The 18,914-nt window shown below is 69.7% G+C and carries 16 protein-coding genes and 1 pseudogene; 13 read left to right on the top strand and 4 right to left on the bottom strand.

Annotated features, from left to right (window positions below; translation table 11 throughout):
- Positions 1-7 precede the first annotated feature (7 nt).
- Both ACFOM9_RS11605 and xth read left to right on the top strand, forming a co-directional pair.
- Positions 8-1,432, top strand: a complete 1,425-nt coding sequence (locus ACFOM9_RS11605; protein ID WP_386710630.1) for a coniferyl aldehyde dehydrogenase — start codon at positions 8-10, stop codon at positions 1,430-1,432.
- A gap of 279 nt (positions 1,433-1,711) precedes the next feature.
- The gene (gene xth / locus ACFOM9_RS11600; RefSeq protein WP_386710627.1) at positions 1,712-2,485 is read left to right on the top strand and encodes an exodeoxyribonuclease III; all 774 of its coding nucleotides are present in this window, start codon (positions 1,712-1,714) and stop codon (positions 2,483-2,485) included.
- A gap of 382 nt (positions 2,486-2,867) precedes the next feature.
- Here the strand turns inward: xth and ACFOM9_RS11595 are convergent, their stop codons facing one another.
- From ACFOM9_RS11595 to ACFOM9_RS11585, 3 genes and pseudogenes are all read right to left on the bottom strand, one after another.
- Positions 2,868-3,005 carry a GlsB/YeaQ/YmgE family stress response membrane protein gene (locus ACFOM9_RS11595; protein ID WP_386711049.1) on the bottom strand — a complete coding sequence of 46 codons (138 nt, stop codon included), beginning with the start codon at positions 3,003-3,005 and terminating at the stop codon, positions 2,868-2,870.
- A gap of 8 nt (positions 3,006-3,013) precedes the next feature.
- Positions 3,014-3,137, bottom strand: a pseudogene (locus tag ACFOM9_RS11590) (GlsB/YeaQ/YmgE family stress response membrane protein); the annotation flags it as partial.
- 108 nt (positions 3,138-3,245) lie between these two features.
- On the bottom strand, positions 3,246-4,631 hold the full coding sequence (locus ACFOM9_RS11585) for an AMP-binding protein (RefSeq protein WP_386711046.1): 1,386 nt from the start codon (positions 4,629-4,631) through the stop codon (positions 3,246-3,248).
- Between the two features lie 115 nt (positions 4,632-4,746).
- On the opposite strand from ACFOM9_RS11585, the gene ACFOM9_RS11580 reads away from it, so the two are divergent.
- The 11 genes from ACFOM9_RS11580 (at position 4,747) to ACFOM9_RS11530 (ending at position 17,219) form a co-directional block, all read left to right on the top strand.
- Complete coding sequence (locus ACFOM9_RS11580) at positions 4,747-5,331, top strand: 4'-phosphopantetheinyl transferase family protein (protein WP_386710624.1); 585 nt, start codon at positions 4,747-4,749, stop codon at positions 5,329-5,331.
- Positions 5,332-5,372: 41 nt separating this feature from the next.
- Positions 5,373-6,017 carry a 16S rRNA (guanine(527)-N(7))-methyltransferase RsmG gene (gene rsmG / locus ACFOM9_RS11575; RefSeq protein ID WP_386710621.1) on the top strand — a complete coding sequence of 215 codons (645 nt, stop codon included), beginning with the start codon at positions 5,373-5,375 and terminating at the stop codon, positions 6,015-6,017.
- Positions 6,018-6,255: 238 nt separating this feature from the next.
- Positions 6,256-7,083, top strand: a complete 828-nt coding sequence (locus ACFOM9_RS11570; RefSeq protein WP_386710618.1) for a ParA family protein — start codon at positions 6,256-6,258, stop codon at positions 7,081-7,083.
- A complete protein-coding gene (locus tag ACFOM9_RS11565; protein ID WP_386710615.1) occupies positions 7,080-7,985 on the top strand; it encodes a ParB/RepB/Spo0J family partition protein in 906 nt (301 codons plus the stop codon). Before ACFOM9_RS11570 ends, ACFOM9_RS11565 begins: the two co-directional genes overlap by 4 nt.
- 49 nt (positions 7,986-8,034) lie before the next feature.
- Positions 8,035-8,802 carry a glycosyltransferase family 2 protein gene (locus ACFOM9_RS11560; protein WP_386710613.1) on the top strand — a complete coding sequence of 256 codons (768 nt, stop codon included), beginning with the start codon at positions 8,035-8,037 and terminating at the stop codon, positions 8,800-8,802.
- Between the two features lie 17 nt (positions 8,803-8,819).
- A complete protein-coding gene (locus ACFOM9_RS11555) occupies positions 8,820-9,146 on the top strand; it encodes a lipid-A-disaccharide synthase N-terminal domain-containing protein (protein ID WP_386710611.1) in 327 nt (108 codons plus the stop codon).
- A gap of 182 nt (positions 9,147-9,328) precedes the next feature.
- Complete coding sequence (locus tag ACFOM9_RS11550; protein ID WP_386710608.1) at positions 9,329-11,224, top strand: DUF885 domain-containing protein; 1,896 nt, start codon at positions 9,329-9,331, stop codon at positions 11,222-11,224.
- Positions 11,225-11,691: 467 nt separating this feature from the next.
- The gene (rpmB, locus tag ACFOM9_RS11545; RefSeq protein WP_027079589.1) at positions 11,692-11,928 is read left to right on the top strand and encodes a 50S ribosomal protein L28; all 237 of its coding nucleotides are present in this window, start codon (positions 11,692-11,694) and stop codon (positions 11,926-11,928) included.
- 10 nt (positions 11,929-11,938) lie between these two features.
- Positions 11,939-12,103, top strand: a complete 165-nt coding sequence (rpmG, locus tag ACFOM9_RS11540; protein ID WP_027079588.1) for a 50S ribosomal protein L33 — start codon at positions 11,939-11,941, stop codon at positions 12,101-12,103.
- 499 nt (positions 12,104-12,602) lie between these two features.
- On the top strand, positions 12,603-16,067 hold the full coding sequence (locus tag ACFOM9_RS11535; RefSeq protein WP_386710603.1) for a hybrid sensor histidine kinase/response regulator: 3,465 nt from the start codon (positions 12,603-12,605) through the stop codon (positions 16,065-16,067).
- Positions 16,068-16,157: 90 nt separating this feature from the next.
- Positions 16,158-17,219 (top strand): tellurite resistance/C4-dicarboxylate transporter family protein, encoded by a 1,062-nt coding sequence (locus ACFOM9_RS11530; protein WP_386710600.1) that lies wholly within the window; start codon positions 16,158-16,160, stop codon positions 17,217-17,219.
- A gap of 38 nt (positions 17,220-17,257) precedes the next feature.
- Here ACFOM9_RS11530 and ACFOM9_RS11525 read toward each other — a convergent pair whose 3' ends face one another.
- Positions 17,258-18,913 carry an XVIPCD domain-containing protein gene (locus tag ACFOM9_RS11525; protein ID WP_386710598.1) on the bottom strand — a complete coding sequence of 552 codons (1,656 nt, stop codon included), beginning with the start codon at positions 18,911-18,913 and terminating at the stop codon, positions 17,258-17,260.
- Between the last annotated feature and the right edge of the window lies 1 nt (position 18,914).

The following is an 18,914-nucleotide window of genomic DNA, read 5'->3' as shown; positions in this document are numbered from 1 at the left end:
TCGACCCATGGACATGCCCGCCGACACGCTTCCCGCACAGCTGCAGCCCACCCTCGACCGCCTGCGCGATGCATGGCGGCGCGAACGGCCCGATGCGCGCCAGCGGCTGGACGACCTGGCCCGGCTGCGCGACGCATTCAGCGCTGGCCGCGACGACATGCTCACCGCGATCGCGGCCGACTTCGGCCACCGATCCGTGCACGAAACCCTGCTGTCGGACGCGATGACCGTCACCGCCGAAATCGACCACCTGCGCGGCAAGCTGCGCGGCTGGATGAAACCGCGCCGCGCCGGCAGCGGCTGGCGGCTGTGGCCGGCGCGCGCGCAGGTCCGGCACGAGGCCGTGGGCGTGGTCGGGGTGATGTCGCCGTGGAACTATCCGGTCAACCTGGCGTTGATCCCGCTGGTGACCGCGATCGCCGCCGGCAACCACGTCTACCTCAAGCCGTCCGAACACACGCCGCGGACCAGCGCCTGGCTGCGTGAGCTGCTGGCCAACGCGTTTCCCGCCGACCGCGTGGCCGTGGCGCTCGGTGATGCCGCGCTCGGCGCGCAGTTCTCCGCGCTGCCGTTCGACCATCTCGTGTTCACCGGCTCCACCGCGGTGGGCCGCAAGGTGATGGCGGCGGCCGCGCCGAACCTCACCCCGCTGACGCTGGAACTGGGCGGCAAGTCGCCGGCGATCGTCGCCGCCGATTTTCCGCCGGCAAAGGCCGCCGCCCGGCTGGCGACGGGCAAATGGCTCAACAGCGGCCAGACCTGCATCGCGCCGGATTACGTGCTGGTCGACCACGCAAGCCGCGACGCGCTGGTCGCCGCGCTGCGCGAACAGGCCACGGCGCGCTACGGCGACCTGAAGCAGGCCAGCGACCTGACCCGGATCATCAACGAAGGCCAGTACCGGCGCCTGCGCGCCCACCTCGACGACGCGCGCGCGCGCGGGCTTGAAGTGATCGAACTGGTGGCGCTCGATCCGGTGCGCGCGGAGGCCGAACGCCTGATCGCTCCGACCCTGGTGCTGGAACCGGGCGACGACGCGAGCGTGATGCAGGAAGAACTGTTCGGCCCGATCCTGCCGATCCGCAGCTACCGCAGCCTCGACGAAGCGATCGCCTGGGTCGAGGCACGCGACCGCCCGCTGGCGCTCTACCCCTTCAGCCACGACCGCGCGACGGTGGAAAAGATCCTCGGGCGCCTGCTCGCCGGCGGCGTCACCGTCAACGACACCCTGCTGCATTTCGCCGCGGGCAACCTGCCGTTCGGCGGAATCGGCGCCAGCGGCATGGGCGCCTACCACGGCCGCGCCGGCTTCGACGCGATGACCAAGGCGATGCCGGTGCTGTGGCAGTCGCGCTGGGCGGCGAGCGATCTGCTCAAGCCGCCGTACCGCGGATTCGTGGATCGCATGGTGAGGCTGCTGGCGAAGGGTTGATCGGTGGCCGGCGATTGGCCATCGTGTGGAGGCCGGTGACCGGGCGACCGGTGTGACGCATCTTTGCCGGGGCGGAATGGCGATGCAGGCGGCGTCGGTCGAGCGCAGCGGGATTTCCATCCCGGAAAAGATCCGTGGTCGCGATCGCGCTGAGTGTTGCGCGTCGCGCCTGCACCGGCCATCGTCGGCAAGCGCCGACCTCGGCCCTGGATCGCCAATCCTCAATTGCTGCTCCATTCGCCTGTCGCCCCTCCAGCCAACGAGCCACGACCCGACCCAATGAAGATCGCCAGCTGGAACGTCAACTCCCTCAACGTGCGCCTGCCACACCTGGAACAGTGGCTGCGCGACGCGCAGCCGGACGTGGTCGGGATCCAGGAAACCAAGCTCGCCGACGAGAAGTTTCCCGATGCGCTGCTCGCGGGGCTCGGCTACCGCAGCGTGTTTTCCGGGCAGAAGACCTACAACGGCGTCGCCATCCTCGCCCGCGACCGCGCGATCGGGGACGTCGAGGTCGGCATTCCCGGTTTCGTCGACGACCAGAAGCGGGTGATCGCCGCGACCGTGGGCGACGTGCGCGTGGTCAACCTGTACGTCGTCAACGGCCAGGACGTCGGCACCGAAAAGTACGCCTACAAGCTGCGCTGGCTGGACGCGGTGCACGACTGGCTCGCGACCGAGCTCGCGGTGCATCCGCGGATGGTGGTCCTGGGCGACTTCAACATCGCCCCCGACGAACGCGACGTCCACGACCCTGCGATCTGGCACGACGCCCACATCCTCACCTCCACCGCAGAGCGCGACGGCCTGCGCCGGCTGCAGGCACTGGGCCTGCACGACGCCTTCCGCCTGCACCACGAGGACGCGGGCATCTTCAGCTGGTGGGATTACCGCCAGGCCGCCTTCCGCCGCAACCTCGGACTGCGCATCGACCTGACCCTGGTCTCGGACGCCCTGCGTGCGCAGGCGATCGAGGCCGGCGTCGATCGCGAGCCGCGGACCTGGGAGCGCCCGAGCGATCACGCGCCGGCGTGGGTGCGACTCGCGCTTTGAATCGGCTTTCGCTGCCTCGCGGGCAATATGGCTTGCGACCCGGAACCACGAATCGAGCACGCATAGACCAGAAGTTGTCCCAGCAATCTGGATTTTGACTTTGGACTTGGGCTTTCGGCTGGGCTTTGAATTTTGGCTTTGGATTTTCCCGTGGGGAACGAACGTCCCTGGCTCGATGGCAGACCCGGAGGGCGGCGCACATGGATGTGCGGCGCCCTCCGGGTCTGCAGACTTTTGCTGACGGCTTATTAAAAAGTAGCAAGCCACGGCAATTGCAACTGCAACTGCACGTTTGCTTCAGTCCGCGCTTGCGACGAATGAAAAAATTGCGCCAGAAAAAAGGCCCGGCGATTGCCGGGCCTCGTCTATCGAAAACATGCGCTCAGCGCACGCGGCCACGCCTGAACAGATTGACGATCGCCAGCAGGATGATCGCGCCGATCAGCGAAGCGACCAGCCCCATGATGCTGAAGTCACCGCTGTTGACCGTTCCCGCGCCCAGCAGCGGGGCGATGAACATGCCGCCGAGGAACGAGCCGACGATGCCGACCACGATGTTCAGGATCAGGCCCTGCTGCGCGTCGGTCTTCATGATCAAGCTTGCAAGCCAGCCGATGATCCCACCCACGATCAACCAGATGATGAAACTCATGCTGCGACTCCTTAAGTTTGGCGAGAGACCCGACGCCTCCTCGCAGGAGGCAGGACGCAGTCTGTCGGCGGTCGCGTGACGACCGCGTCGCGGGCAGCAGGCCTCGGATCAGCCGTTGTTGCCGTGCAGCAACCGCAGCAGCGCGGCGCGCGGCAGCTTGCCGGTTTCGTTGCGTGGCAACGCGGGCACGCAGCGCAGACGGCGCGGCAGGAACACCGGATCGATGCTGCGTCGCAGCGCCTGCAGGATGTCCGCTTCGGCCAGGCTCGGCGCCACCACCAGCGCGGCGATGCGATGCACGCCGACATCGTCGACGTCGTCGAGCTGGAACACCACGCCATCATCCACGCCTGCGACGGCCAGCAGGCGCCGCGTCAGGTCGCCGAGCGAGGCGCGCTTGCCGGCGATCTCCAGCAGGTCGGCCTGGCGGCCGCGCAGTTCGAAGCGGCCGTCGGCGTGCACTTCCACCAGGTCCGCCAGCGCGACCGGCTGCGGCAGGTGCGCGGCGTGCACCAGCGCGCCGTCGGGCTGCGGGACCACGCGCACGCCCGGCATCGGCGTCCACACGGCCTCGACCGCGGTGCGTCGGCGCGCGATCACGCAGGTTTCGGTGGACCCGAACATTTCGCGCACCTCGCAGCCGAAGCGCGCTTCGGCGGCTGCGGCGAGCGGCTGCGGCAAGGGCGCGGTGGCGGTAACGATCCCCGCCATCGGCGGCAGCGACACGCCGGCCTCGACCAGCGCGCGCAGGTGCACGGGCGTGGTCACCAGCAGCCGCGGCTCGGGCGTGGCGGCCAGCGCATCGGTCACGTCCTGCGGGAAGAACGGGCGCGCGCCGTGCACGGCGACGTTGCCGAGCAGCGGCAGCAGCACCGACATCTCCATGCCGTACATGTGTTGCGGGGGCACCGTCGCCACCGCGTGCACGACGGCGTCGTCCGGCCACAGTCCCGACAACGCCGCGAGGTTCTGCGCGGTACTGGTGCGGAAGCTGCGCCAGGTCTTGGCGTTGGGCCTGGGCGCGCCGGTGCTGCCGGACGTGAAGCCGATCGCGACCAGCGCGTCGTCGTCGACGTGCGGGCGTTCGCCATCGCACTGCGGCAGCACGTCGGGCATGCGCAGGTAGTGCGGCAGCGGCGCCAGCGAAGCGTGCGTGCAGCCGCAGTGGTCGCCGTCGCCGATGCAGTAGCTCGATGGGTGCTGCGCGCGCACGTCGTCGATCGCCGCGCGCGTGCGCGATGGCGGCAGCAGCGTGGTCTGGCCGCGCAGCGCGACCGCGCAGAACGCCACCAGGAAGCGGTAACGGTCCTCGCACAGGTTGATCGCGTGGGTCGCCTCGGGCAGCTGCCGCGCGAGGCCGCGCACGTGCGAGAAGAAGGTGTCGAGCGACACGGCGCCGCCGGCGCCGAACGCGATCGGACGCGCGCCGTCGCCGCAGGCCAGCGGCTGGCGTGAAGTGGTGGCCGTCGCGGACGGCGCTGGCTGGGTTTCGATGACTGCCGACATTGCGTGGTCTTGCCGGACGGCGATGGCCGCCCTGTGTCCCTATCCGTAGATCCCCGTCGATTAGCTTACGCTGAGCGGGATGCCGGACGCCAAGCCGCGATTCATGTTCAGCCCGCCGGACCAGCTCGCCATCGGGCCGCTGCGCTGCGCCTGGGGCCCGCACCGGCACGGCACGCCGGTCGCTCCGCTGGTGCGGCCCTGGCTGGCCACGACGCTCGGGATTCCGGACGACGCGCTGCCGCTGCGGCGCGATGCGCACGGCCGGCCGCGACTCGATGCCTCGGCCGACGTGAGCTGGAGCCACAGCGGCGAACGCTTGCTGGTGGCGACCGGCCGCGGCGTGCAGCTGGGCGCGGACCTCGAGCTGCTGCGTCCGCGCCCGCGCGCGCTGGCCCTGGCCGAACGCTTCTTCGTCAGGGCCGAAACCGCCGCGCTGCGGGCGCTCCCCGAGGCGACGCGGGAGGCGGCCTTCGTGCGCCTGTGGTGCGCCAAGGAGGCGGTGCTCAAGGCCCACGGCCGCGGGCTGGCCTTCGGCCTGCACCGGCTGGAATTCGCACCGGACGACGACACCTGGACGCTGGTCGATTGCGATCCCGCGCTGGGCCGGCCGTCGGACTGGACCCTGCACGCGTTCGCGCCGATGCCGGGCTACCTGGCCAGCCTGGCGTGGCGGCCGCAGCCCCTGTAGAAGCGGCGCAAGCCGCGAGCGNCCGCTCCTACAATGCGGCGATGAACGACGTTCCCGATCCCGTCCTGCGCGCCGAACTCGAACGCGGCCTGGCCGCCCTGGGGCTGGCCGGCGCGCTGGCAGATCCGCTGCTGGCCTACCTCGCCTTGCTCCATCGCTGGAACCGCACCTACAACCTCACCGCGATCCGCGACCCGCGGGCGATGGTGTCGCTGCACCTGCTCGACTCGCTGGCGGTGCATCCGTTCGTCCGCGAGCTGGGCAACCTGGCCGACCTGGGCAGCGGCGCCGGCCTGCCGGGCATTCCGCTGGCGATCGCCGTGCCGGCGCTGCAGGTCACGCTGGTGGAATCGAACGGCAAGAAGGCGCGCTTCCTGCGCGAGGCGGCGCGCACGCTGGGGCTGGGCAACCTGCGCGTCGCCGAGTCGCGCGCCGAGGCGCTGGACGCACCCGGGGCGTTCGATGCGATCACCGCGCGCGCGATGGCGACGCTGGCCGACCTGCTGGCGGCCGGCGCGCACCTGCTGCGTCCCGGTGGCCGGCTGCTGGCCATGAAGGGAGCAAGGCCGGAGGCCGAGATCGCCGCGCTGCCGGCCGGCTGGCAGGTAGTCGCCAGCCACCCGATCGCCGTGCCCGGACTGGACGCCGAACGCCATCTGGTCATCGTCGGCCGCGCGCCGGGCTGAACGTGGCCGCGGGGCGTCGCGGCCTCCGTCGACGGACGCGCGCCCGCGTGCGAAGAAGCGGTATGGCGCGCGGGTCGCCGATCGGCTGGCCCTACGCTGCGCCGCAGCGACCCGGCCCCCGCCAGCGCCTGCCGGCGACGCGCCTCCCGGGGCGAGCGACCGGCTGAGGCATAATCACCGGTCCGACCGCTGGCCTCGCGTCCGCGCCGGTACCCTTCGCATCGAGGCTCCGGACCCCATGGCCCGCATCATCGCCATCGCCAACCAGAAAGGCGGCGTCGGAAAGACGACGACGGCGGTGAACCTCGCCGCGGCGCTGTCGCGCACGCCCAAGCGGGTGCTGCTGGTCGACCTCGACGCGCAGGGCAACGCGACCATGGGCAGCGGCGTCGACAAGCGCGAAGTCACCGCGTCGACCTGCGACGTGCTGCTCGAGGAAGTGCACGCGCGCGACGCGATCGTGCGCACGCCCGAAGGCCTGGACCTGCTGCCCGGCAACACCGACCTGACCGCGGCCGAAATCGAGCTGATGGACGAGGAAGGCCGAGAGCAGCGCCTGAAGCGCGCGCTCGACCCGCTGCGCGGCGATTACGATTTCATCATCATCGACTGCCCGCCGGCGCTGTCGCTGCTCACGCTCAACGCGCTGACCGCGGCCGACTCGGTGCTGGTGCCGATGCAGTGCGAGTACTACGCGCTCGAAGGCCTGACCGCGCTGCTGCAGACGATCGATGCGCTCAAGTCGCGGCTCAACCCGGGGCTGGAGATCGAGGGCGTGCTGCGCACCATGTTCGACGTGCGCAACAACCTCGCCAACGCCGTCTCGGCCGAACTCACCAACCATTTCGGCGACAAGGTCTTCCGCACCATCGTGCCGCGCAACGTGCGCCTGGCCGAGGCGCCCAGCCATGGCCAGAGCATCGTCGGCTACGACCGCGGCAGCCGCGGCTCGGTCGCCTACCTGGGCCTGGCCGGCGAGCTGCTGCGCCGCCAGCGCGAACGCGAGAAGGGCCAGCGCCAGCAAGACAAGACACAGGAACCCGCGACGATGGAAAACCCGGCATGAGCGCCAAGGCGCCCGCCAAGAAGCGCGGCCTCGGGCGCGGCCTGGAGGCGCTGCTGGGCCCCAAGGCCGCGGCCGACGCCCCGGCGCTGGAAGCCAGCCCCGACGACACCCTGCGCACGCTGCCGGTCGACGCCATCGCCGCCGGGAAGTACCAGCCGCGCAAGCAGTGGGACGAGGACAAGCTCGCCGAGCTGGCCGAGTCGATCAAGGCCCAGGGCGTGATCCAGCCGATCGTGGTGCGCGAACTGCCCGACCGCACCTTCGAGATCATCGCCGGCGAACGACGCTGGCGCGCCTCGCGCCTGGCCGGGCTGGCCGAGATCCCGGCGGTGGTGCGCCGCGCCGACGACCGCACCGTGGTCGCGATGGCGCTGATCGAGAACATCCAGCGCGAAGACCTCAATCCGCTGGAGGAAGCGCAGGCGCTGCAGCGGCTGATCGACGAATTCGACCTGACCCACGCGCAGGCGGCGGGCGCCGTCGGCCGTTCGCGCGCGGCGGTGTCCAACCTGCTGCGGCTGCTGGAGCTGCCGCCGGCGATCCGCGCCCTGCTCGAGGCGCGGCGGCTGGAAATGGGCCACGCGCGCGCGCTGCTGACGCTGTCGCCGGAGCTGGCCAGCAAGCTGGCGTCGGACGCCGCGGAACACGGATGGTCGGTGCGCGAAGTCGAACACCGCGCGCAGCAGTTCGCCGCGGGCAAGGTGCCGACGGCGAAAAAGCCCGGCGGCGGCAAGGCGCGGCCGCAAGCCGACATCGCCTCGCTGGAAACCGAACTGTCCGAGTCGCTGGGCACCCGCGTGAGCGTGGTCCACGGCCGCGGCGGCAAGGGCCGGCTGGTGATCCACTACAGCGACCTGGACACGCTCGACGGCGTGCTCGAACGGCTGCGCGCCAAGGCCTGATCGCTACCGCGCGCCGCCCGGCTCCCATCGACCGCATCGGCCTGTCTCCATGAACACCCCGCACCTGTCTGTCGTCGTCCCGGTCTTCAACGAGCAGGACAACGTCGCACCGCTGGTCGCCGAAATCGTGGCCGCGCTGCGCGGGCGCGCGGCGGACGACGGCGGCGACTTCGAGATCGTCTACATCGACGACCACTCGCGCGACGGCACCTTCGCCGCGTTGCAGCGGCTGAAAGCCTCCGTGCCGGAGCTGCGGGTGCTGCGCCACGCGACGCAGAGCGGGCAAAGCACCGCGATCCGCAACGGGGTCAAGGCCGCGCGCGGCGCCTGGATCGCGACCCTCGACGGCGACGGCCAGAACGACCCGGCCGACATCCCCAAGCTGCTCGCGCAGCGCGCGCAGTCGCCGGCCGACGTGAAGCTGTTTGCCGGCTGGCGCGTCGATCGCCAGGACTCGGGCAGCAAGCGCTGGGCCTCGAAATGGGCCAACGCGATTCGCTCGCGGATGCTGCGCGACGACACGCCGGACACCGGCTGCGGGATCAAGCTGTTCGAGCGCGCGGCGTTCCTCGACCTGCCGTACTTCGACCACATGCACCGCTACCTGCCAGCGCTGATGCAGCGCGCCGGATGGCGAACGGTGAGCGTGCCCGTGCATCACCGCCACCGCACGGCGGGCGTTTCGAAATACAACAACCTGGACCGCGCGCTGGTCGGCATCCGCGACCTGCGCGGCGTGGCGTGGCTGATCCGGCGCAGCCGGGTCACCGCGGTCGAGGAAGTCGAGCCCACGCCTGGTCCGGGACTCCAGCGATGATCCCCGCCCCCGATGTCATGAACACCTCCATCGCATGGCTCGAGTGGACCGGCCTGCACATGTCGCCGTGGAAGCTCATCGGGCTGACCGGCGCGCTGATGTTCGGCGGCCGCTGGGTGGTGCAGTTCCTGGCCTCGCGCAAGCACCGCAAGCCGGTGATCCCGCGCCTGTTCTGGTACATGAGCCTGGTCGGCAGCGTGATGACCCTGAGCTATTTCGTGTTCTCGCAGAAGCAGGATTCGGTCGGCGTGGTGCAGAACCTGTTTCCCGCCTTCACCGCGGCCTACAGCCTGTACCTGGACATCCGCCACCGCGGCTGGCGACGCGATCGCGCCGGCCATTGAGCGGCGCATGGATGGCGCGACGCGCGCCGATGTCCTGCGAACGCCTGGATTCCGCCGTCCCCGCGAAGGCGGCGTTCCATTGAGCTGCTTTCGATTGTCTTGACGCCGAGGTGTTGCCCGCTTCGCGGGCATCGCGGGCGGCGGCTTCCCGCGGGACGCCACGACGGGAACTGCCAGCGCTTATGCCGAAAGCGCGCTGCGGATACGATGGCTTCATCTTTCCCGGGGACTCGGCCTTGAATCGCATCCGTTTGCACGGCGTACTCGCGTTCGCCCTGGCGCTGGTCACGGCGCCCGCGCTTCCCGCGCTGGCCGCCGACGCCGCCGCATCGACCGCCGCCAGCGTGCCCGCCGCCGACGCGGCATTCCGTGCCATCTACGAAGCCGAGTGGGCCTGGCGCGAGCGCGAGTTCGGCATCGCCGGCGACGAGGACGATGAAGGCGGCGCCGACCTGCCGCGCCTGCCCGATGTCGGCGCAGACGCGCAGCGGCGCCGGCTGGCGATGTGGGATCGCGTGCTGCGCCGGCTCGACGGCATCGACCCGGCCGCGCTGTCGTCCGCCGAGCGGGTCAACTACGCGGTGTACAAACCGCAGGTGGAAAACCTCGCCGCCAGCATCCGCTTCCGCGACTACGAGATGCCGTTCAACGCCGACAGCTCGTTCTGGTCCAACCTGGCGTTCATGGCGCGCAAGCCGATGCGCGACGCGCAGGCGTACCGGAACTACATCGGCCGGCTGAGCGACGTGCCGCGCTATTTCGACCAGCAGGTCGACAACATGCGCGCCGGGCTGGCGCGCGGCTTCAGCGTGCCCAAGGCGGTGCTGGCCGGTCGCGACGTGTCGATCGCCAACGTCGCGCAACTGGCCGATCCGGAACAGTCGGCGTTCTGGAAGCCCTTCAAGAAAATGCCCGCATCGATTCCGGAAGCCGAGCAGGCACAGCTGCGCGGCGCGGCCCGCGAGGCGATCAGCCGCCAGCTGATCCCCGCCTACGGCAAGCTGCTGGCGTTCTTCCGCGACGAATACATGCCCAACGCGCGCACGACGCTCGCCGCCGAGGCCATGCCCGATGGCAAGGCCTGGTACCGCCAGCAGATCCGCGAATACACGACGCTGAACATGACCCCGGAAGACATCCACCAGGTGGGGCTGCGCGAAGTCGCGCGCATCCAGGCCGAGATGGACGCGATCATCGCCGGACTCGGGTTCAAGGGCCGGCATCAAGACAGCACGTTCGCGGACTTCCTGCACTTCCTGCGCACCGACCCGCAGTTCTACGCGAAGACGCCGGAAGAGTTGCTGCGCCGTGCCGCGTGGATCAGCAAGCGCGTCGATGGCGAGATCGGCAAGGTCATCGGCACGCTGCCGCGCGGGCGCTTCACCATCGTCCCGGTGCCCGACGACATCGCCCCGTTCTGGACTGCCGGCCGCGGCGGCGCCGACACCTACTGGGTCAACACCTACGACCTGCCCTCGCGGCCGCTGTACAACCTGCCGGCGCTGACGCTGCACGAATCGGCGCCCGGCCATTCACTACAGGGATCGCTGGCCCGCGAGCAGGACGCGCTGCCGGCGTTCCGGCGCGAGAACTACATCTCCGCCTACGGCGAGGGCTGGGGGTTGTACAGCGAGGACCTGGGCGTGGAGATGGGCATCTACCAGACCCCGTACGAGGACTTCGGCCGCCTGACCTACGCGATGTGGCGTGCGTGCCGACTGGTGATCGACACCGGCGTCCACCACAAGGGATGGACCCGCGACCAGGCGCTGGCCTACCTGCGCGACCGCACCGCGCTGTCCGAGCACGAAGTCACCACCGAGGTCGACCGCTACATCTCCTGGCCGGCGCAGGCGCTGAGCTACAAGCTGGGCGAACTGGCCATCACCGGCCTGCGCGAGGAAGCCGAACAGGCGCTGGGACCGCGCTTCGACGTGCGCAAGTTCCACGACGTGGTGCTGGCGCAGGGGTCGGTGCCGCTGCCGGTGCTGGAAACGCAGGTGCGGGCGTATATCGCCGAGGCCGGAGCCGCGGCGCCGGACACGGCCGCGGATGGGGGAGCAGGCGCCGGCGGCTGAGCCTGGTGCGGGGTGGATTCACGTCGGCAACCGGCGGGCCAGCGGACCGGCCGGATCGGCGGGTACCAATGCCAGCCACCCGCGTGGCCGGGTCTGCCAGCCCCGGTTGCCGGGCGGCGCAAGCCGGAAGGGCGCGGCCCGGTTGGCCGAATCCGAGCGAGGCGCGGGAGGGGGATCGCGTTCCGGCGACCGGGAGAGCTCGCGGCTTGAGTCGCTCCACAAGGGCCATCTTGGCCTGGGCGTCAGGAGAGTCCTTGCCCGGGGCCCGGCCGGCCGGCATAATGCGCGGCTCACTGCGTCCGGTCGGCCCCTCCAGGCCTGCGACCGGGCGGGGCCGGAAGCGCGATTCCGACCCGCCGCCGGCAGTGTGGGTTCAAACCCGTTTTGCGCGGCGCCATCCAGCCGGATGCGCCGGGGCCGCCGTCTCCCAGGCCATGGGCGACAACAATTACCTATCGAGGTGCGTCATGTCCCGGACTTGTCAGGTCACCGGCAAGCGCGTGATGAGCGGCAACAACGTCTCGCACGCCAACAACAAAACCCGTCGCCGTTTCCTCCCCAACCTGCACGAGCGCCGCTTCTGGGTCGCCAGTGAGAACCGTTGGGTGAAGCTGCGCGTTTCCGCAGCCGCCATGCGCACCATCGACAAGAACGGCATCGACGTCGTCCTGGCCGACCTGCGCGCCCGCGGCGAAAAGGTCTGAGGAGCACACCATGGCAACCAAGCGCGACAAGATCCGTCTGATCTCCTCGGCCAACACCGGCCACTTCTACACCACCGACAAGAACAAGAAAAACACCCCCGGGAAGATGGAGGTCAAGAAGTACGACCCCGTCGTCCGCAAGCACGTGATCTACAAGGAAGGCAAGATCAAGTGACGATTTGCCAGCCAACGCGATAGCGTTGGCGCCAGCAAATCGTCATCCCCGAATGCTCTAGTCGGGGATCCAGTGACTTGAAGAAGACCCGCCGCAAGGCGGGTTTTCTTTGGGAGATTCCCCAGCCAACGCGATAGCGTTGGCGCCAGCAAATCGTCATCCCCGAATGCTCTAGTCGGGGATCCAGTGACTTGAAGAAGACCTGCCGCAAGGCGGGTTTTCTTTGGGAGATTCCCCAGCCAACGCGATAGCGTTGGCGCCAGCAAATCGTCATCTTTGATTGCTTTAACCGGGGCTCCAGAGCCGGGCGGAAGGCGGGCTTTGCTGTGCCTACGCCTCTGGCCTGTCTTGTGGGAGCGGCTTCAGCCGCGAGCTTTTCCCCGGCATGACGAAGCCGAAGATCAGGAGCTCGCGGCAGAGGCCGCTCCTACAAAAGTGCTGGACAATCCCGCGCGCCGGGCACCCGGCTACACTCGCCTCCCGCCCTCGAGGACCCCGCATGCTGCCTGGCTGGATCCTGCTGCTGGTCTCCGTGGCCTACGCCGCGCTGCTGTTCGCGGTGGCCTGGTGGGGCGACCGCCATCCGCAGTACTCGCAGGGCCGCACCTGGCTGCGGCCGCTTGTCTATAGCCTGTCGCTGGCGGTGTACTGCTCCTCGTGGACGTTCTACGGCGCGGTGGGCACGGCGACCCGGACCGGCGTCGGCTACTTCGCGATCTACTTGGGCCCGCTGCTGATGCTGCTGTTCGGCTGGCGCATCCTCGAGCGCCTGGCGCTGGTCGCGCAGTCGCAGGGCACGGTGTCGATCGCCGACTTCATCGCCGCGCGCTACGGCCGTTCGCAGACGCTCGCGGCGATGGTGTCGGTGATCGCGCTGATCGCGGCGGTGCCCTATCTGGCGCTGCAGTACAAGGCCGTGGCGGTGAGCTTGGTGGTGCTCGGCGGGCCGGGCGTGGCCGGTACCGCGCTGGGCGACCCGGCGCTGTACGTGGCCGCGCTGATGGCGCTGTTCGCGATCCTGTACGGCACGCGCCAGGTGGACGCCAGCGAACACCGGCCAGGCATGATGCTGGCGATCGCGCTGGAATCGATGGTCAAGCTGCTGGCGCTGGTCGCCGTCGGCGTGTTCGCGGTGGGCTGGTTCGCCGCGCGCGATCTGCCGCTGGCCGCCGCCACCCGGGCGCTGCTGGTCGACCACCGCCCGGTCGGCTTCATCGGCCAGACCCTGCTCGCGTTCACCGCGATCATCTGCCTGCCGCGGCAGTTCCACGTCGCCGTGGTCGAGTGCGTGGACGTGGCCGACATCCGCCGCGCGCGCTGGATGTTCGGCACCTACCTGGTCGTAGTCTCGCTGATGGTGCTGCCGATCGCCAGCGCCGGTTTGGCGCTGTTCGCGGGCGACCCGGGCGTGGCGGCCGACAGCATCGTGCTCGCGCTGCCGCTGGCCGGAGGTCGCGACTGGCTGGCGCTGGCGGCCTACATCGGCGGCTTCTCAGCGGCCACCGGCATGGTGATCGTGGCCAGCGTGGCGCTGGCCACCATGGTGAGCAACGACCTGGTGATGCCACCGCTGCTGCGTCGCGGCTGGGCGCAGCGCCACGGCGGCAACGTCGCCTCGTTCGTGCTGTGGATCCGCCGCATCGCGATCGTGTGCTTCGCGACCATGGCCTACGGCTACTACCGGGTCAGCGGCAGCGACACGACGCTGGCCTCGTACGGGCTGATGTCGTTCGCGGCGGTCGCGCAGTTCGCGCCGGCGCTGATCGGCGGCCTGTACTGGCGCGGTGCCAGCCGCCAGGGCGTGCAGGCGGGCCTGCTGCTGGGCTTCGGCGCGTGGCTGTACACGCTGCTGCTGCCTGCGCTCACCGACGCCGGCTGGTTCGACCGCGCCTGGCTGGACCAGGGACCGTTCGGCATCGCCTGGCTGCGGCCGCGACAGCTGTTCGGGCTGCTCGGCTGGGATTCGCTCACCCACGGCACGTTCTGGTCGCTGCTGCTCAACATCGGCGCGCTGTTCCTGGTGTCGGCGCGCTGGCGCCCGGGTTTCGACGAGCGCTTGCGCAACGCGCCGTTCCTCGATCCCTACGCGGCACGCCCGGCCCTGGTGCCCGGCGCGTCGCACAGCGGCGTGCAGGTCGGCGACCTGCTGGCGCTGGCCGGGCGCATCGTGGGCGACCAGCCGGCGCGGCGCGCGTTCGGCGAACAGGCCGAGGCCCGCGACGATGCGTTCGCCCCGCACGCGCCGGCCGATCGCCACTGGGTGCAGTTCACCGAACGCATGCTGGCCGCGGCGATCGGCTCGTCCAGCGCGCGCCTGGTGCTCACCCGCGCGCTCAAGGGCTCGGGCATGGACGTGGCCGAAGTGGTCGCGGTGCTCGACGAGGCCGGGCAGGAGATGCGCTTCAACCGCGAGATCCTGTCGAGCACCCTGGAAAACCTCGGCCAGGGCGTGAGCGTGGTCGACCACGACATGCGCCTGGTGTCGTGGAACCGGCGCTACCAGGAGATGTTCGAGTACCCGGACGGCATGCTCTACGTCGGCCGCCCGGTCGCCGACCTGATCCGCTACAACGCCGAACGCGGCGAACTGGGCGGCGGCGAAGCGGGCGGCGAGGCGTCGGAGAATGACGTGGAGGCGCAGATCGACAAGCGCATCAGCTACATGCGCGCCGGTTCGCCGCACGTGTTCGAGCGCGTGCGCGCGTCCGGGCAGGTGATCGAGATGCGTGGCCAGCCGCTGCCCGGCGGCGGCTATGTCACCAGCTACAGCGACGTCACCGACTACAAGCGCGTGGAGTCCGCGCTGCGCGAAGTCAACGAAACGCTGGAGCACCGCGTCGCCGCGCGCACCCGCGAAGCCACCGAAGCCCAGCAGTCGCGAACGCGCTTCCTCGCCGCGCTCAGCCACGACGTGCTGCAGCCGCTCAACGCCGCGCGCCTGTTCACCTCGGCCCTGCGCGAGGCCAGCGAGCCGGCCGAACAACGCCACCTGGCCGAACGCGTCGACACCTCGCTGCGCGCGGCCGAGGAACTGCTCGACGGCCTGCTGGATGTCTCGCGCCTGGACGCCGGCGCGTTGCAGCCGGAACTGTCCGATTTCGATGCCGGCGAGCTGTTGCGCCAGCTCGCCGCTCAGTACGCGCCGATGGCTGCCGCGCGCGGCATCGACCTGCGCCTGCATTTGCGTCCGACGCCGGTGCACAGCGATCGCCGCCTGCTGCGGCGCGTGCTGCAGAACTTCCTCGCCAACGCGCTGCGCTACACCCGCGAGGGCCGCATCGTGCTGGCCACGCGCGCGCGCGGCAACCGCATCGAGCTGCAGGTGTGGGATACCGGCCCCGGGATTCCCGACCACCACCTCGGCCAGATCTTCGAGGAGTTCATGCGCTACGAGCAGCCGACCAACTGGGGCGAGCAAGGGCTCGGCCTTGGCCTGTCGATCTGCCAGCGCATCTCGCACATCCTCGACCAGCCCATGCACGTGCGTTCGACGCCGGGGCGCGGCAGCATGTTCTCAATCTTCGTGCCGCACGCACGCGGGCCGATCGCGTTGCCCGAACTGCCGCGCGGCGGGCTGCCCGATTCGCTGTCGGGCCTGCGCGTGCTGTGCGTGGACAACGACTCCGACATCCTCGCCGGCATGGCCGCCCTGCTGGGCCGCTGGGAAGTGGACGTGCTGCGCGCCGCCACCGTCGACGAGGCGCTGGCGAAGATGGCCGGAAACCCCGACGTACTGCTGGTCGACTACCACCTGCACGATCGCCTCGACGGCCTCGATACGCTCGACGCACTGCGCGCGGGCAACCCGCAGCTACCCGGCGCCCTGCTCACCGCCGACGGCAGCGACGCGCTGAAACAGGCCGCCCGCGCCCGCGGCTACCGGGTGCTGACCAAGCCGATCAAGCCGGCGTCGCTGCGCGCGTTCCTTGCGGCGCAGCGCAGCCGGACGCGAAGCGGAAGCTGAAATTCACCGCGCCGCCCCTTTACATGCCCGCGGAGAAAAACCCGCGGGCGCCATAATGCCCGCACCCGCCCCTTCACCATGGAGGTTGCGATGACGGTCGTCGATGTCGTGTCATCCCGCGCGCGCCATCTGAGTCCCGGCTGCTTTGCCCGGGTCATGGCCACCGGCATCGTGTCGATCGACCTCGACCAGCACGCCATGCGCACGCTGGCACTCGCGCTGTTCGGCGTGAACCTGCTCGCGTGGCCGATCCTGCTGGCGCTGACCGGATGGCGCCTGATCCGCTTTCGCCGCGAACTCGTGGCCGATTTCGTCGATCCCGGCCGCGGCGCCGGTTTCCTCACCCTGCCCGCGGCCACCTGCGTGCTCGGCAGCCAATGCCTCATGGTCGTGCACTGGCCCGGCGCGGCCCGCGTGCTGGCCGTGCTGGGCGCGCTGTTCTGGACGGCGCTGACCTACCTGTTCCTGGTCGCCACCATCACCGCGCGGACCAAGCCCGGCTTCACCCGCAGCATCAACGGCGGCTGGCTGGTCGCGGTGGTCGCCACCCAGTCGCTGGCCGTGCTGGCGGTGCTGCTGGCGGCCGACAACCCGGCAGGAAACGACGATTGGCTGTTCGGCGCGCTGTGCCTGTACCTGTTGGGCGCCGCGCTGTACCTGCTGATCATCACCCTGGTGGTGTATCGCATCGTGTTCTTCCCGCTGCGCGCGCGCGAGTTCACGCCGCCGTACTGGATCAACATGGGCGCGCTGGCGATCACCACGCTGGCCGGCAGCCTGTTCGTGCGGCACGCACCGATGCACGGGCCGCTGCGCGAGCTGGTGCCGTTCGTGAAGGGCTTCACGCTGTTCTTCTGGGCCACCGCCACCTGGTGGATTCCGCTGCTGCTGATGCTGGAACTCTGGCGCCACGGCTGGCGCCACGTGCCGCTGCGCTACGAGGCCGACGACTGGGACATCGTCTTCCCGCTGGGTATGTACACGGTCAGCACCTACACGCTCGCGCAGGCGCTCGGCCTGGATGTCCTGATGATCGTGCCGGCCATCGGCGTCTACGTCAGCCTGCTGGCGTGGCTGCTGGTCGCCGGCAGCGCATCACGGCGCTGGTATCGCGGCGTCATCGTGGGCGGTCGGCGGGGGCACCTGCGATGAGGAATCGCGCAAACCGGGGCACCGCTCCGGAGGCAAGACTACGCCCGCACCGGCCCCTGCATATGTCGCTGCGGATTATCCAGCGCTTGAACCTGCTCCTGCTGCTGGCGCGTCTGGGCAAGCTGTTCGAGTTCTTCCAAGGACTGCGTCACAGGAATACGCACGGCCTCGTCGGTACGCATCCAAGCTCGATGGTGGGCTGGATCCCGCATGTCGCCTTGGACTACGAACATGTTTTCGCCGCTGCGCACGTGGCCGTTGTCCGTGCTGAGGACAATATGGTCGATGCCAGTCAGGCCTGACCGACGCGCCGGGCAGGCCGCGCTGGCGGCCATGCAGGCGCTGAAGCCGTCGAAATCGCGCCCCATGCTCTGATCCAGCCGCCGCACGGCACTGTCAGCCTGGCGCAGCAGCGGATCATTGGCGGGCGGCGATCGCCCGTCCCGCAGCAACGCACGCAGCGGCGGCTGGCGCGGATCGACGTGCAGCAGGCGCGTGGTAGATCCGTCCGATCGGGTGCGACCCAGGTCGATAGCGCCATCGCGATTGCGAGTGCGGGTCAAGTCAGTGCGCGGCACGTCCGACCAAGCGCCGTCGATGCAGGCATGACCCTTGCCATCCCGATTCCAGACCACGAGATCGTTGCCGGACGCGTACAGCCCGGCCGTCACACGCCGCCCGCCTTCCGGCTGCGGGCGACCCCACGCGTGAGCGCCGCCGCGGTCGAGTGCCCGAATGAAATCAGGTGACTCGATGCTCTGCAGGAACAGCGTCTTGACCGTGTCGTAGTGGTGCGCGGCATCCCGGGGCGTGCGATCGTTGCGCAACATCGCTGGATTGACCAACGGATCCGCACTGACCGCATCGAAGGCGGCGCGCAGGGGACTGGTGGCATCGGCCTCGCGCAGCAGGGTGAATACCTCCGTGCCGTGAAGCGCATGCTCCACGCCACTTTCAATGTAATCGGGACGCTCCTCGCCGTTGACGGTGCGGTTGCGCAGCATCCCGTCGATCTTCTCCTTTACGTCATCTGCGCTTTGCAGGCTGCCGTCGTTGATGCTCCGGATCACTCCCGGGTAACGGCCACGGCCCGCTTGGTTTTCCAACTTCATCAGCATGGTGGCCAGCTTTGCCTGATCATCCAGGCTGGCATTGGCGTACAGGTCGGTCTGGCGCAGCTGGTGCAGCGCACTGCCCGGATCCTGCTGATCGTCGCCGGTGCGCATCAGGTGGGCCACCTGCGTGCGGTCGTGTTCGTGGACGAAACCAATGCCGTCGTCGGATGCGAGGAAGTGGTTGAGGTTGGCCTGTATCGTTGCGTCCGGGGCGCGACCGTCTTCGGCACGAATCGCGTTGCCGTCGCGCTGCAGGTCGTGGATGGTCTGTTCGCGCTCCTGCGGCGAAAGCGCCAGGCTTGGTGTCTGCTGTGCCGCCCATGCCTGATAGGCATCCACCAGCCCCGTAGCCACCTGCGGATGCTGGCCCAGGTCAGTCTGCAGCGTGCCGATGGAAAAGCCGCTATTGCCGACTGGCCTCATGATGCCGTTGCCGACGCTGCCGGCGAAAGACAGCTTGTAAGCCACATTCCTGCCGGCCATGCTGCCCTCTGAGGCCACGCCGATCGCGAAGTACGCCAGCGTGCGCAGCTGCAAATCACTGAGTTGTTCCCGGAGAGCTTCCTGCTCCTGCACCATG

Origin of the sequence: Luteimonas notoginsengisoli, assembly GCF_042648885.1 — a bacterium.
Classification (GTDB): Bacteria; Pseudomonadota; Gammaproteobacteria; order Xanthomonadales; family Xanthomonadaceae; genus Luteimonas; species Luteimonas notoginsengisoli.
The sequence above is the reverse complement of the archived record's forward strand: the minus strand, read 5'-3'. Positions and strand labels throughout refer to the sequence as shown.